Origin of the sequence: Halomonas sp. A29 (assembly GCF_046723295.1) — a bacterium.
Taxonomy (GTDB): domain Bacteria; phylum Pseudomonadota; class Gammaproteobacteria; order Pseudomonadales; family Halomonadaceae; genus Halomonas.
Genome location: NZ_JAXQPR010000001.1, coordinates 595,838 through 610,603 on the forward strand (window position 1 = coordinate 595,838; position 14,766 = coordinate 610,603).

At 65.1% G+C, this 14,766-nt stretch carries 11 protein-coding genes and 1 pseudogene; 1 reads left to right on the top strand and 11 read right to left on the bottom strand.

Annotated features, from left to right (window positions below; all coding sequences use genetic code 11):
- Positions 1-4: 4 nt before the first annotated feature.
- The 3 genes from ubiD to SPH52_RS02915 all read right to left on the bottom strand — a co-directional run bounded on the left by ubiD (position 5) and on the right by SPH52_RS02915 (position 3,054).
- Positions 5-1,486: a 4-hydroxy-3-polyprenylbenzoate decarboxylase gene (gene ubiD, locus SPH52_RS02905; protein ID WP_411793493.1), complete on the bottom strand. Its 1,482-nt coding sequence runs from the start codon at positions 1,484-1,486 to the stop codon at positions 5-7.
- A 72-nt stretch (positions 1,487-1,558) separates the two neighbouring features.
- Positions 1,559-2,818: a transcription termination factor Rho gene (rho, locus tag SPH52_RS02910; protein WP_411793494.1), complete on the bottom strand. Its 1,260-nt coding sequence runs from the start codon at positions 2,816-2,818 to the stop codon at positions 1,559-1,561.
- Between the two features lie 89 nt (positions 2,819-2,907).
- Complete coding sequence (locus SPH52_RS02915; RefSeq protein ID WP_411793495.1) at positions 2,908-3,054, bottom strand: hypothetical protein; 147 nt, start codon at positions 3,052-3,054, stop codon at positions 2,908-2,910.
- A 225-nt stretch (positions 3,055-3,279) separates the two neighbouring features.
- Here SPH52_RS02915 and SPH52_RS02920 point away from each other — a divergent pair.
- Positions 3,280-4,227: pseudogene (locus tag SPH52_RS02920) on the top strand (Ppx/GppA family phosphatase); the annotation flags it as partial.
- Positions 4,228-4,259: 32 nt separating this feature from the next.
- Here SPH52_RS02920 and tilS read toward each other — a convergent pair.
- The 8 genes from tilS to lpxD form a co-directional block, all read right to left on the bottom strand.
- On the bottom strand, positions 4,260-5,564 hold the full coding sequence (gene tilS, locus SPH52_RS02925) for a tRNA lysidine(34) synthetase TilS (protein WP_411793496.1): 1,305 nt from the start codon (positions 5,562-5,564) through the stop codon (positions 4,260-4,262).
- Complete coding sequence (gene accA, locus SPH52_RS02930) at positions 5,548-6,501, bottom strand: acetyl-CoA carboxylase carboxyl transferase subunit alpha (protein WP_411793497.1); 954 nt, start codon at positions 6,499-6,501, stop codon at positions 5,548-5,550. Before accA ends, tilS begins: the two co-directional genes overlap by 17 nt.
- A 391-nt stretch (positions 6,502-6,892) precedes the next feature.
- Positions 6,893-10,396: a DNA polymerase III subunit alpha gene (gene dnaE / locus SPH52_RS02935; RefSeq protein ID WP_411793498.1), complete on the bottom strand. Its 3,504-nt coding sequence runs from the start codon at positions 10,394-10,396 to the stop codon at positions 6,893-6,895.
- 129 nt (positions 10,397-10,525) lie between these two features.
- Positions 10,526-11,137, bottom strand: a complete 612-nt coding sequence (rnhB, locus tag SPH52_RS02940; RefSeq protein WP_411793499.1) for a ribonuclease HII — start codon at positions 11,135-11,137, stop codon at positions 10,526-10,528.
- Positions 11,134-12,357 carry a lipid-A-disaccharide synthase gene (lpxB, locus tag SPH52_RS02945; RefSeq protein WP_411793500.1) on the bottom strand — a complete coding sequence of 408 codons (1,224 nt, stop codon included), beginning with the start codon at positions 12,355-12,357 and terminating at the stop codon, positions 11,134-11,136. Before lpxB ends, rnhB begins: the two co-directional genes overlap by 4 nt.
- A gap of 23 nt (positions 12,358-12,380) precedes the next feature.
- Positions 12,381-13,148 (bottom strand): acyl-ACP--UDP-N-acetylglucosamine O-acyltransferase, encoded by a 768-nt coding sequence (gene lpxA, locus SPH52_RS02950; RefSeq protein ID WP_411793501.1) that lies wholly within the window; start codon positions 13,146-13,148, stop codon positions 12,381-12,383.
- Positions 13,145-13,588 carry a 3-hydroxyacyl-ACP dehydratase FabZ gene (fabZ, locus tag SPH52_RS02955; RefSeq protein WP_263582367.1) on the bottom strand — a complete coding sequence of 148 codons (444 nt, stop codon included), beginning with the start codon at positions 13,586-13,588 and terminating at the stop codon, positions 13,145-13,147. The genes lpxA and fabZ overlap by 4 nt, the downstream gene beginning before the upstream one ends.
- A 120-nt stretch (positions 13,589-13,708) precedes the next feature.
- A complete protein-coding gene (gene lpxD, locus SPH52_RS02960) occupies positions 13,709-14,749 on the bottom strand; it encodes a UDP-3-O-(3-hydroxymyristoyl)glucosamine N-acyltransferase (protein WP_411793502.1) in 1,041 nt (346 codons plus the stop codon).
- Positions 14,750-14,766 lie beyond the last annotated feature (17 nt).

The following is a 14,766-nucleotide window of genomic DNA, read 5'->3' on the forward strand; positions in this document are numbered from 1 at the left end:
GTCATCAGGGTGTGGGGGGCAGGCTGATACCCAGCTCGTTCCAGCGCTCGCTGACGCGGGCCTTTACGGCTTCGTCCATGACGATGGGCGTACCCCATTCTCGATCGGTCTCGCCGGGCCACTTGCTGGTGGCGTCCAGCCCCATCTTGGACCCCAACCCCGCCACCGGGGAGGCGAAGTCGAGGTAGTCGATGGGCGTGTTCTCGACCATTACGGTGTCCCGGGCGGGGTCCATGCGGGTGGTGATGGCCCAGATCACGTCCTTCCAGTCGCGAGCATTGACGTCATCGTCGAGCACTACCACGAACTTGGTGTACATGAACTGGCGCAGGAAACTCCACACGCCCATCATCACGCGCTTGGCATGTCCCGGGTACTGCTTCTTCATGGTCACTATCGCCATGCGATAGGAGCACCCTTCCGGCGGCAGATAGAAGTCGACGATCTCGGGAAACTGCTTGCGCAGGATCGGCACGAACACTTCGTTGAGCGCGAGCCCCAGGATCGCCGGCTCGTCGGGAGGCCTTCCGGTGTAGGTCGAATGATAGATGGCGTCGCGGCGCATGGTCATGCGCGTCACGGTAAATACCGGGAACTCGTCGACCTCGTTGTAGTAGCCGGTGTGATCGCCGTAGGGGCCTTCCGGCGCCACGTCATCGGGATAGATGAAGCCCTCGAGGATGATTTCGGCCGAAGCCGGCACCTCGAGGTCGGCGTGGCCGCACTTGACCAGTTCGGTGCGCGAGCCACGCAGCAGTCCGGCGAAGGCGTACTCGGAAAGCGAATCCGGCACCGGTGTCACTGCGCCAAGAATGGTGGCCGGGTCAGCACCCAACGCCACCGCCACCGGGAAGGGCTCACCGGGGTTGGTCTGCTGGAACTCCTGGAAGTCGAGCGCACCGCCGCGGTGGGACAGCCAACGCATTATCAGCCGGTTCCTGGAGAGCTTCTGCTGGCGGTAGATGCCCAGGTTCTGGCGCTTCTTGAGCGGCCCGCGGGTAACCACCAGTGGCCAGGTGACCAGCGGCGCGGCATCGCCGGGCCAGCAGTGCTGGATCGGCAGCCGGCCGAGGTCGACGTCGTCACCCTCCAGTACAACCTGCTGCACCGGGGCACTGCGCACCGTCTTGGGGCCCATGCTCATGACCTGCTTGAAGATCGGCAGCTTGTCCCAGGCATCACGGAACCCCTTGGGCGGTTCGGGCTCCTTGAGGAAGGCGAGCAGCTCGCCCACCTCGCGCAGGGCCGAAACCGAGTCCTGGCCCATGCCCATGGCGACTCGCTTCGGCGTGCCGAACAGGTTGCCCAGAAGTGGCATGTCATGCCCTTTGACGTTTTCGAACAGCAGCGCCGGGCCACCGGCACGCAGGGTACGGTCGCAGATCTCGGTGATCTCGAGGTAGGGGTCCACCTCGGCAGAAACACGTATCAGCTCGCCCTGAGCCTCCAGAGCGGCGATGAAGTCGCGCAGGTCCTTGTACTTCATTCCAATTCCCGTTTCCGGAACGACAAAAGGGGCAGCATAGCATGCTGCCCCTTTCCGCACCGCCGATCAAACCTAGCGGCGTTTCATGGCTTCGAAGAACTCGAGGTTCGTCTTGGTATCCTTCAGACGATCGATGAGGAATTCCGTTGCGGCGGTATCGTCCATCGGGTTGAGCAGCTTGCGCAGGATCCACATACGCTGCATCTCGTCTTCGGAGGCGATCAGATCCTCGCGGCGAGTGCCTGAGCGGCGGATGTTGAGGGCCGGGTAGACGCGGCGCTCGGCGAGCTTGCGGTCCAGGTGGGCTTCCATGTTGCCGGTGCCCTTGAACTCCTCGAAGATCACCTCGTCCATCTTCGAGCCGGTATCGACCAGCGCGGTGGCGATGATGGTCAGGCTGCCGCCCTCCTCGATGTTGCGCGCGGCACCGAAGAAGCGCTTGGGCTTCTCCAGGGCGTGGGCGTCGACACCACCGGTGAGTACCTTGCCGGAACTCGGCACCACGGTATTGTAGGCGCGGGCCAGGCGGGTGATGGAGTCGAGCAGGATGACTACATCCATCTTGTGCTCGACCAGGCGCTTGGCCTTCTCGATGACCATCTCGGCGACCTGCACGTGACGCGCCGGCGGCTCGTCGAAGGTCGAGGCGACCACCTCGCCGCGCACGGTGCGCGACATCTCGGTCACTTCTTCCGGACGCTCGTCGATCAACAGCACGATCAGGTGGCACTCGGGGTTGTTGCGCGTGATCGAGGTGGCGATGTTCTGCAGCATCAGCGTCTTGCCCGCCTTGGGCGGCGAGACGATCAGACCGCGCTGGCCCTTGCCGATGGGTGCGGTGAGATCGATGATGCGCGCAGTGAGATCCTCGGTGGAGCCGTTACCGATCTCCATACGCAGCCGCTCTTGGGGGAACAGCGGCGTGAGGTTCTCGAACAGGATCTTGTGCTTGGCGTTTTCCGGCTTGTCGAAGTTGATCTGGCTGACCTTGAGCAGCGCGAAGTAACGCTCCCCTTCCTTCGGCGGACGAATCTTGCCGGAGATCGAATCACCCTTGCGCAGATTGAAGCGCCGGATCTGCGACGGCGAGACATAGATGTCGTCGGGGCCAGCCAGATAGGAGCTGTCGGCGCTGCGCAGGAAGCCGAAGCCGTCCTGGAGGATTTCGAGTACACCATCGCCGTAGATATCCTCGCCGCTCTTGGCGTGCTTCTTGAGGATGGCAAAGATGATGTCCTGCTTGCGCGAGCGGGCCAGGTTGTCGATGCCCATCTCACGGGCGATCTCCAGGAGGTCCGGCACGGATTTTTGCTTGAGTTCGGTAAGATTCATCGGTGCGTTCGGAAGTTGCTCATGTCAGCGTGGCGGCACGGCGGCCGTGGGAATGGTGCGGAGAAAAACGGTACGCCGCTTGGGTGCGTTCAGAGCCCGGGAGGCTGTCGCTCATGAGCGATGCCCGTCACGGTACGACCACTCTGCGCAAGGGTCACCGGCACGGTATCGTGTTCGAGGGAGCAGCGCTTCTTGTCGCTTGGACTCATCGCCTGGTGCGTTTCAAGTGCCACCATGGCTATCGGCACATGACTACGAGCGACAAAAAAGGGGCTGACTGACGACTTGATGTTGACCGCGACGCGGACGTCGTGTCTCGGTCGGAAAGCATTTCGGAACAGGCGAACGACCCGATGTTAGTCAAGGCCGGCGAGGAACGCAACCCCGTAGATCAACCTCATGCGATTGACACGCCCGCGGAGTCGCAGCACCCTTTAGCCATTCGCTATCAGGATGCTTCGATGAACTCACCCACGGAACGGCCCCAGCTCGTCGGCGACGCCCCCGATTTGGCCCAGGCACAGCGCCTGGCCGCCATCGATCTGGGCTCCAACAGCTTTCATTTGTTGGTGGCACATTACCAGGATGATGGAGGGCTGCAGGTAGTGGCCCGGCTGGGTGAGAAGGTGCAACTGGCCGCCGGCCTCGATGCCGACAACCGTCTGGACGAAGCCTCGATACAGCGAGCCATGGCTTGCCTCTCCCGTTTCGCCCCGCTATTGGACGGGGTCGCTGCCGATCGCCTGCGCGTGGTGGGTACCAGTGCGCTGCGCACGGCTCGCAACCGTCAGGTCTTTATCGACCGGGCGGAAGCGTTGCTCGGCTGTCGCGTCGAGGTAATACCCGGGCAGGAGGAGGCCCGCCTGATCTACCTGGGCGCGGCCCATGCCCTGGCCGAGAACGGTCGTCGCCTGATCGTTGACATCGGTGGCGGGTCCACCGAATTCATTATCGGCGAACGGCTGGAACCGCTGATGCTGGAGAGCCTCGACATCGGTTGCGTCACCCATACCCAGCGCCACTTCGCCGATGGCCAGTTGAGCGCGGCACGCATGGATCAGGCCGAAGCGGACGTACTGGCTCAGCTCGCACCGCTGCAGGCGAGCTACGGCGAGCTGGGCTGGGACGAAGCGCTGGGCTCCAGCGGCACCATCAAGGCAGCCGCCTCGGTGCTTGCCGCCAGCGGCGGCCCCCCCGGCGAGATCAACAGAAGCGGATTGAAGGCGCTGCGCCAGCGCCTGATCGCCTGCGGCCATCTCGATCGGGTCGCCCTGGAGGGGCTCAAGCCCGACCGTGCGCGCATCTTCCCTGCCGGCGTCGCTATCCTTGGGGCGATTTTCGAGGCGTTCGAACTGACTACGATGTGCTATGCCGATGGCGCGCTGCGTGAAGGCGTGCTTCTCGATATGCTGGTCCATGGGGTAGCGAGCCGATAGGGGCCTTACCCGCGCCCTATCGAGGCCTGCCACCCTTCCGCCACTGCCACCCAGCGTAACGAATCGGGCTGAAGCGCCGCTACGGGCGTCTGGTCATGCCAGGCCACCAGCAGCCGTTCACGCTCCCAAGGCGGCACATCCAGCTCCTGCAGCAGGCGCTTGAGGTCCCGTCCGCCCCGCCCTGCCAAGCGCAGCCGCTCTCCTCCTTGTCTCGCCCTCAGGGTCAGCCGCACCGCACGACCATCGGCTGGAGCCAGCCCCATGTGCACCTCTCCCCAGGGTAACGGCAGCGGGGGCGCGCCATCCCACTCGGTGCACCAGCCCACCCCCAGGGTCGCGTGTATCGGTCGTAGGTAGAGTTTTCCGCGCCAGACCCGGGCCTCGGCCCCGGTCCAGTCGAGCCGCACCCGGGCGTCGTGGCGAGCCTCGAGCTGAATCAGCAGGTTCTCGAGCCGTGCAGACGGCGGCGGTGCCAGCCCCAGCCGGCGGCAGGCATACCGCACCAGCGAGCGTCGACGTGCCGGCGCCAGCGCCCTGAGCCCCGCCAGCGGCAGTCGGGCAGGGTCGCCGCCTTGCGCGGTGAGGTCGCAATGGGCCAGCTCGTCGAGCAGAAGCTCCGCTTCGGCGGCACGCTGCGCGCTGCCCGCCAGGGCTTGGGCGGCGTGGGGCCAGCGCGACTGCAGCAGCGGCAGCACGCTACGGCGCAGGAAATTGCGGTCGAACGCTTCGTCGGCATTGGAGGGATCGTCGACCCAACGTACCCCGAGCCGCACGGCCTCGGCTTCGAGTTCGGCCCGCGAACGGGCGAGCAGGGGGCGCACGAGATGCCTTCCCTGCCACTCGCGGCCTGGCGGCATGCCCGCCAGGCCGCGCACGCCGCTGCCGCGCAGGGCGGCGAGCAGGAAGGTCTCGGCCTGGTCGTCGCGATGCTGGGCCAGCCACAGCGTCTCGCCCGGCGCCACCCGGCGGGAGAAGGCGGCATAGCGCACCTGTCGCGCCGCGCCTTCGAGCCCCAGCCCGGCGGTCTGATCGACCGTTACACGCTCAATGAACAGCGGCACACCCAGCCGCGAGGCGAGCCGCCGGCAATGGGCCTCGAAGCCGTCGGCGGCAACCTGCAGGCCGTGGTGGACATGCAGCGCATGGATCGGTCGGGGATGGCGCCGGCACGCCGCTGCCGTCAGAGTCAGCAGCAGGCTCGAATCCAGCCCGCCGGAGAGCGCCACCCAGACGACACGCCCCGGCGGGGTCTCCGCCAGGGCGTCATCGATCAGGGCCTGGAGCGACACGTTGCTATGCCGGCGCTCCATAACTCATCAACCTTTCGTATCTCCGCTCCAGGAGGGCCTCGGTATCCATCGCCTCGAGCCGCTCGAGGCTCGCCAGCAAGGCCTCCTTGACCCGTTCGGCGGTGGTCTGCGGATGACGGTGGGCACCGCCCAGCGGCTCCTCGATCAAGGTATCGACGAAGCCCAGCTCCTTGAGCCGTTCGGCGGTGATGCCCATCGCCTGGGCGGCATCGGCGGCCTTCTCGGCGCTCTTCCACAGGATCGAGGCGCAACCCTCGGGCGAGATGACCGAATAGGTGGAGTACTGCAGCATGGCCAGCTCGTCGCACACGCCAATGGCCAGCGCCCCACCGGAACCACCCTCGCCCACCACCGTGGAGATGATCGGCGTCTTGAGCCGCGACATGACCGCCAGGTTGTAGGCAATGGCCTCGCTCTGACCGCGCTCCTCGGCATCGATACCGGGGTAGGCGCCCGGGGTATCGATGAAGGTGAGTACCGGCATCTTGAAGCGCTCGGCCATCTCCATCAGGCGGCACGCCTTGCGGTAGCCCTCGGGGCGCGGCATGCCGAAGTTGCGGCGCACCTTCTCCTTCACGTCGCGCCCCTTCTGGTGGCCGATGACCATCACCGGACGGTCGTCGAAGCGGGCAATACCGCCGACGATGGCCGGGTCGTCGGCAAAGCGGCGGTCACCGTGCAGCTCGTCGAAATCGGTGAAGATATGCTCGAGGTAGTCGAGGGTATAGGGCCGCTGGGGGTGGCGCGAGAGCTGCGACACCTGCCACGGGCTCAGGTCCTTGAAGATCGACTCGGTGAGCTTGCGGCTCTTCTCCTCGAGGCGACTGATCTCGTCGCTGAGGTTGAGCTTGCTGTCGTTGCCGACCAGGCGCAGTTCTTCGATCTTGGCCTGGAGTTCGGCGATGGGCTGTTCGAAATCGAGGTAATTGGGATTCATAGTGGCTGGGCCGCCTTGTCATTGCTGTCGCCGGGGCATGATGAACGCTGTTCGTCCCGGAAGCCATAAAATCGAGTGTCGGGCATTATCGCACCCTCAACGCACGGCGCAAGGCGCGGAACAGCGGCTTTTCCGGCGACAGGTCTCTGCGGAGGCGCTGTGAACCCATCCCTGGGCGCTACTTTTGCCATCCATGGCAAAAGACCTCCGCTGCGACCTGTCCCCGGCGCCGCTCGCAGCCAAGGTGGTGAGTCCAGGTCCTGTCGAAAAGTCGGCGAGCGATGGTCAGACAAGGCAAAAAACGGCGCAAAAGCGGAGTTTACTTTAGTAAATGAGCATTTTAAGCCGTTTTTTAACGCCGTATGACCGAGCGCAGGCACTTTTCTTAGGCCTAGCGGTATTTGAGGCGCACGCCATCCTGCCCCTCCACCTCGCGCAGCGCTATCAGCAACTCGTCGCAGGGCGATACGCGCCACTGCGCGTCCAGCTCCAGCCAGCCGGCGGCCGCGTCGTTGCGGTAGCGCAGGCGCACCGGCAGGCCACTATCGTCGCGGTGCGGCGTGAGGCTGGCGCGCAGGCTGTCCACCAGACGACCGTTGACCCGGGTGCCATCCAGCGACAGCTCCACCGCCTCGCCGAAGCGGGCGCGGGCGGCCACCATCGGCGTGACCTCCTTGCCGCGCAGGCGCAGGCCACCCGAGAAGTCGTCGCTGGAGACCTCGCCTTCGACGATCAGCACCTGGTCGGCCTCAATCTGGCCGCGCAGGGAATCGAACAGTTCGCCGAACAGCGACGCCTCGATGCGCCCGGTGCGGTCGTCCAGGGTGATGAAGGCCATGGTATCGCCGCGCTTGGACTTCATGGTCCGCATGGCCACCACCAGGCCCGCCACTCGCTGCGGCTCGCGCGAGGGTTTGAGATCGCTGATGCGCGTGGAGACGAAGCGCGAAAGCTCCTTCTCGTACTCGTCGATGGGATGCCCGGTGAGATAGAGCCCGAGGGTCTCCTTCTCGCCGGCCAGGCGCTCCTTGTCGGTCCACTCACGGGCACGGCGATAGGCCTCGTAGGGGTCGCTATCGGCCTGCTCGTCGACGAAGGCCTCGCCGAACATGTCCATCATGCCCAGATTCTGATTGCTCTGGGTCTGGGCCGCGGCCTTGAGCGCGTCGTCCAGCGCGGCGGCCAGCACCGCCCGGTTCGGTCCCAGGTTGTCGAGCGCCCCGGAACGGATCAATGCCTCCAGGGTGCGCTTGTTCATGCGCTTGGGGTCGACCCGACGGCAGAAGTCGAACAGGTCGGTGAAAGGCCCGTCGGCCTCGCGTGCCTCGACGATGGCGCCGATGGGGCCCTCGCCCACTCCGCGAATGGCGCCCAGGCCGTAGACCACACGCCCCTCGGTATCCACGGTGAACTTGTAGCCGCCGATGTTGACGTCCGGCGGGGTCACGGTCAGGCCGATGCGCCGCGACTCCTCGATCAGCGGTACCACCTTGTCGAGGTTGTCCATCTCGGTGGACATTACCGCGGCCATGAACGGGCCGGGATAGTGCGCCTTGAGCCAGGCGGTCTGGTAGGAGACCAGGCCGTAGGCCGCCGAGTGCGACTTGTTGAAGCCGTAGCCGGCGAACTTCTCCACCAGGTCGAAGATGTTGCCGGCCAGCTCTTTGTCGATGCCGTTGGCCGCACAGCCCTCCATGAAGCCGGCGCGCTGCTTGGCCATCTCCTCGGGCTTCTTTTTGCCCATGGCGCGGCGCAGCATGTCGGCCTGGCCCAGGCTGTAGCCCGCCAGCACCTGGGCGATCTGCATCACCTGCTCCTGGTACAGGATGATGCCGTAGGTGGGCTCGAGCACCGGCTTGAGCCACTCGTGCTGGTAGTCCGGATGCGGGTAGGAGAGCTCGGCGCGACCGTGCTTGCGGTTGATGAAGTCGTCAACCATGCCCGACTGCAGCGGCCCCGGGCGGAACAGGGCGACCAGGGCGATCATGTCCTCCAGCGAGTCGGGCAGCAGGCGCTTGATCAGCTCCTTCATGCCGCGGGATTCGAGCTGGAACACCGCCGTGGTCTCGGCGCGCTTGAGCATCTCGAAGGTCTTCCCGTCATCGAGCGGGATGCTGTCGATGTTGAGCGGTCCTTCGCCCTTGACGGCCCGTACCTTGTCGACCATCTCCAGTGCCCAGTCGATGATGGTCAGGGTACGCAGACCGAGGAAGTCGAACTTGACCAGCCCGGCCTCCTCGATGTCGTTCTTGTCGAACTGCACCACCAGCCCATTGCCCTCCTCGTCGCACAGCAGCGGCGAGAAGTCGGTGAGCTTGGTCGGCGCGATCACCACGCCGCCGGCGTGCTTGCCGGTGCCGCGGGTGATGCCCTCGAGCTTGAGCGCCATCTCCCAGATCTCGGCGGCCTCTTCGTCGTTCTCGACGAACTCCTTGAGCGCCGGCTCGGCCTCGATGGCCTTGGCCAGCGTCATGCCCACCTCGAAGGGGATCAGCTTGGAGAGCTTGTCGCCCAGCGAATAGGGCCTGCCCTGGGCGCGGGCCACGTCGCGCACCACGGCCTTGGCCGCCATGGTGCCGAAGGTGACTATCTGCGACACGGCGTTGCGCCCATAACGGTCGGCCACGTACTCGATCACCCGGTCGCGCTTCTCCATGCAGAAGTCGACGTCGAAGTCGGGCATCGAGACCCGCTCGGGGTTGAGGAAGCGCTCGAACAGGAGGTCGTACTCCAACGGGTCTAGGTCGGTGATCTTCTGCGCGTAGGCCACCAGGGAGCCTGCCCCTGAGCCACGCCCCGGCCCCACCGGGACGTCGTTGTCCTTGGCCCACTGGATGAAGTCCATCACGATCAGGAAGTAGCCGGGAAAGCCCATCTGGATGATGATGTCGAGCTCGAAATTCAGCCGCTCGCGATAGCGCTTGTCGATCTCGGCATACTCGGCGCTGTCGCGGGGGTACTTTTCGGGCGGGTAGAGGAAGTCGAGGCGCTCGTCGAGGCCGTCGTGGGAGACCTTGCGGAAGAATTCGTCCTGGGTCATGCCCTCGGGGATCTCGAACTCCGGCAGGAAGATCTCGCCCAGGCGCACGTCGACGTTGCAGCGCGCGGCGATCATCACGCTGTTCTCGAGCGCCTCGGGGATGTCGGCGAACAGCTCGGCCATCTCCGCCGGGCTCTTGAGGTACTGCTCTTCGGTGTATTTGCGCTCGCGGCGCGGGTCGTCCAGCGCCTTGCCCTCGCCGATCGACACGCGGGTTTCGTGGGCCCAGAAATCGTCGCGCTCGAGAAAGCGCACGTCGTTGGTGGCCACCACCGGCGTGCCCGTGGCCATGGCGAGCTCCACCGAGAGGTGCACGCACTCCTCCTCCAGCGGCCGCCCGGTGCGGGTCAGCTCCAGATAGAAGCGATCCGGAAAGGCGGCTTTCCACTCCTCGAGCAGCGTGCGCGCCTCGTCAAGATGGTCGGCCAGCAGATGCCGGCCGATCTCGCCTTCGCGGCCGCCGGAAAGGGCGATCAGCCCTGCGTTCTGAGCCAGCACCCAGTCCTTGTCGAGCAGTGCACGCCCCTGGCGCTGCCCTTCCATCCAGCCGCGCGAAATCAGTTCGGTGAGGTTGCGGTAGCCGACTCCGTTCATTGCCAGCAGGGTCAAGCGGTAGGGGTGTGTCTCGTCATGGGGATTGGCAAGCCAGAGATCGGCGCCGATCACCGGCTTGAGGCCGCTGCCCTGGGCACCGCGGTAGAACTTGACCAGGCCGAACAGATTGGTTTCGTCGGTCACGGCCAGCGCCGGCATGCCCTGCTCGGCGGTGGCCTTGAGCAGCGGCTTGAGCCGCACCAGGCCGTCGACCAGGGAGTATTCGGTATGGACGCGCAGATGTACGAAGGGCGAGGTCATAAGAGGCTCGGGGCTTGGCGGTAAATGGTCGACACGTAAAACAGGCTATCGATCCTGCGGTACGGCTCAGAGTCCTGCTCCGCTCGGGCCGATCCGGCGTCCTCGCTACGAGCAGCAGCGGCTAACGCTCTAGAGCAGCTCGAGCTGCCCCTTCAACGGGGCGAAGGAGCGGCGATGCTCCGGCAGCGGCCCGAGGCGCTCCAGCGCATCCAGGTGCTCGGGCGTGGCGTAGCCCTTGTGGCGGGCGAAACCGTACTCGGGAAAAAGACCGTCGAGGGCCACCATCTGGGCGTCGCGAGCCACCTTGGCCAGTATCGAAGCCGCGGCGATGGCTGGATGGCGAGCATCGCCCTTGACGATTGCCTGGCCGGGAACATGATGCCCGGGCAGGCGATTGCCGTCCACCAGCAGGTACTCCGGTACCAGCGGCAGCGCATCAATGGCCCGCCGCATGGCCAGATGCGTGGCATGGTAGATGTTGAACTCGTCGACCTCGGCGTGGCTCGCCTCGGCCACGGCAAAGGCCAGCGCCTTGTCGCGGATCTCGGCGTCGAGCACCATGCGGCGCTGGGGCGTGAGCCTCTTCGAATCGGCCAGGCCTTCGATGGGGCGCAGCGGGTCGAGGATCACCGCGGCCGCAACTACCGCGCCGATCAGCGGCCCACGACCCACCTCATCGACGCCGGCCAGCAGATGGCCCTGGTAGTCGATCGTCAGCGGTGGCAGTTGGCAATCGTTCATGCCTCGTTCCTCTTGCCTGAGGCAGTGGCAACGTGTTCCAGCATTTCGCTCGCCACCGACTCGGGCAGCGGCCGCCCTGCAACCAGCGCCTCGATGGCGTCGACCGCCCTCGCACTGGCATTGCGCTGCAGCCCTGCGTGCAGGGCGGCGAAGCGCTCCTCGAGGGCCGTGCGCCCTTCGATGTCGTCGAGCATCGCCCCCATCCGCTCGACGATCGCCTCCACGCTGACATCATCCTGGATCAGTTCGGGTACCAGTGTTTCCTGGGCGATGAGATTGGGCAGCGAGATCCACTGGGTCTTGACCAGGCGGCTCGCCAACCAGTGGGTCAGTGGTGCCATGCGGTAACCGACCAGCATCGAGCGGTGGCACAGCATCGCTTCCAGCGCCGCGGTACCCGATGCCAGCAGCACGGCGTCGCTGGCCACCATCGCCTGACGGGCCTGGCCGTCGAGAAGCACGGCTTGCTCGGCGAGCAGCGGCCGCTGTTCGAGAAGCCCTTCGAGGGCTTCGCGGCGCAGCGGAGTCGCTGCCGGAATCACCACTCTCAGCGCCGGGCGGTCGCGGCATAGCCGCTCGGCGGCGTCGAGAAAGGTCTCGCCGAGGAAGCGGATCTCGTTGGCCCGCGACCCCGGCAGCACGGCCAGCACCGGGCCGCTTGATGACAGGCCGAGTTCAGCGCGGGCAGCGGCACGGTCATTGGTCAATGGCAATTCATCGGCCAGCGGATGGCCAACGAAGGCCACCGGCAAGCGGTGACGCTCATAGAAGGCCGCTTCGAAGGGCAGGAAGGTAAGCATGGCGTCCACCGATCGGGCAATGCCCTTCACCCGGCCCTGACGCCATGCCCACACCGTGGGGCTGACGTAATGGGCCGTGGTGAGGCCCGCTTCGCGCAGTTGACGCTCGAGGCCAAGATTGAAGTCGGGCGCATCGATGCCGATCATGATGTCCGGTTGCCAGGCCAGGGCGTCGGCACGCAGCGCACGGCGCACCCGAATCAGCTCGGGCAGGTGCTTGAGCACCTCCACCAACCCCATGACCGAGAGCGTCTCGAGCGGGAAGCGGCTATCGATCCCCTCGGCGATCATGCCAGGCCCCCCGATGCCGCGAAACTCGGCGTGGGGATGACGAGCTTTCAGCGCCCGCATCAGGCTTGATCCGAGCTGGTCGCCGGACATTTCGCCAGCGACGATGTAGACACGCGCGATCTTGCTCATATCGGAACCGTGGCCAGGTCGTGTCAGCGTATGATGCCCCGTGTCGAGACTTCGATGGAGGCGGCAAAGGCTTCGGTTTCGGCCAGCGAATAGCGGCTGCGGATCTCCTCCAGCGCCTGGGCGACGGTCAGTCCCTGGCGATAGACCAGCCGGTAGCTCTCCCCCAGGGCCTTGATGGCCTCGGCCGAGAAGCCACGCCGCTTGAGTCCGATCAGGTTGAGCCCGTGGGCCTTGGCCGGGTTGCCATTGATCATGACGAAGGCAGGGGTGTCCTTGGTGATGATCGAGCCACCGCCAGCCATGGCGTAATCACCGAAATGACAAAACTGATGGATAGCCGACAGCCCGCCGAGGATGGCGAAGTTGCCCAGGGTGACGTGACCTGCCAGGGTAGCCTGGTTGGCCAGTACGCAATCGTTGCCGATGACGCAGTCATGGCCGACATGCACGTAAGCCATGAACAGGTTGCGCGAACCGATGGTGGTCTCGCCGCGATCCTGGGCAGTACCGCGGTGCAATGTCACACACTCGCGAATGACGTTGTCGTCGCCCATCACCAGTCGCGTCGGCTCGCCGGCATACTTCTTGTCCTGGCAGTCCTCGCCTACCGAGGCGAACTGGAAGATACGGGTCCGAGCCCCGAGCACGGTCGGCCCCTTGATGACCACGTGCGGGCCGATACGGCTGCCAGGGCCGATCTCGACATCGGGCCCGATAACGCTGAAGGGTCCGACTTCCACATCCTCGGCCAGACGTGCTCCAGGGTCGACGATGGCAGTGGTATGTATCAAGAAACCTTCCTCTCCGCACAGATGACTTCGGCCTCGCAGGCCAGCTCACCGTCTACCGTAGCACGGCAGGCGAATTTCCAGATGCCACGCTTTTCACGTTCGACCTTCGCTTCCAGCCGCAGGCGATCCCCCGGCATTACCGGCCGTTTGAAACGCACGTTGTCGCTACCCACAAGATAATAGACGTAGCCGTCGGCAGGCAGCTTGTTGACAGTCTTGAAGCCGAGGATGCCGCATGCCTGGGCCAGCGCCTCGAGCACCAGCACGCCGGGCATGATCGGATGGTGAGGGAAATGGCCGTTGAAGAACGGCTCGTTGATGCTGACGTTCTTGTAGGCAACGATGGATTCGCCGAGGTTCAGTTCCAGTACCCGATCGATCAGCAGAAAAGGGTATCGGTGCGGCAGATACTCACGAATCTCGTTGATGTCCATTACCATCGTAGCGACCTCTGAAATGAAGTAGGGAAGCCATTGCGAGCGTTGTCGCGCATCGCCTCGGCTCCCCGAAAAAACGCCCGCATCAGGCAGGCGAGAATTATAGCGCCGCCCGATCCCGTCTCAACCCTCGTGGTTACGCTTCTCGAGACGTGCCAGACGCCTGGCCATGTCGTCGAGCTGCTTGAAACGCACCGCGTTCTTACGCCACTGTGCGTTGGACATGGCCCCGGTACCCGAGGAATAGACGCCCGGCTCGTGGATCGAATTGGTCACCAGACTCATGCCGGTGACCTGCACACCGTCACAGATCGTCAGGTGCCCGGAGAGCCCCACTCCGCCGCCCAGCATGCAGTTCCTGCCCACCCGGGTAGAGCCGGCAATGCCGACGCAGCCGGCAAGGGCGGTATGGTCACCGATGCGCACGTTGTGTGCGATCTGCACTTGACTGTCGATCTTCACGTCATTGCCGATCACGGTATCGTCCAGCGCCCCTCGATCGATACTCGAGCAACTACCCACCTCGACGTCATCGCCCAGTATCACCCCACCGAGCTGAGCGATCTTGTGCCAGCGGCTACCATCGTGGGCGAAGCCGAAACCGTCGCCGCCGATCACGCAGCCGCTGTGCAGGATGGCCCGCGCACCAATGATCACGCCATGGCAGACGGTGGCATTGGGATGCAGACGCGAACCCGAGCCGATGCGCGAGCCCGCCCCGATGAAGCAACCGGCGCCGACCACTACCTCGTTGCCCAGTTCGACGCCGGCTTCGATGACGGCATTGGGGCCGATCACGACCCGCTCGCCAAGCGCCACGTCGTCGGCCACCACGGCCGCTGGATGGATGCCCCCCTGCGGTGCTGCCAGTATCGGGTCGAACAGCTGCGACAGGTGGGCATAACCCAGATACGGGTTCTGCAACTCCAGGCGAGCCACCGGGCAGGACTTGGCATGCTCCGGATGCAGCAACACGGCACCGGCCCGCGCGCTGGCGAGTTCCTTCAGGTAGGAGCGATTGGCCACGAAAGCTACCTGATCGGGGCCGGCATCCTTGAGAGTGGCCAGCCCCCGGACCCGGTGGCTGCCATCGCCGACCAGGTGAGCGCCAAGCCGTTCGGCCAGCTCGGCCAGGGTGAATTCTGGAGTAGCAGGGTGTGTCATGGAAACCCGTGTCGACA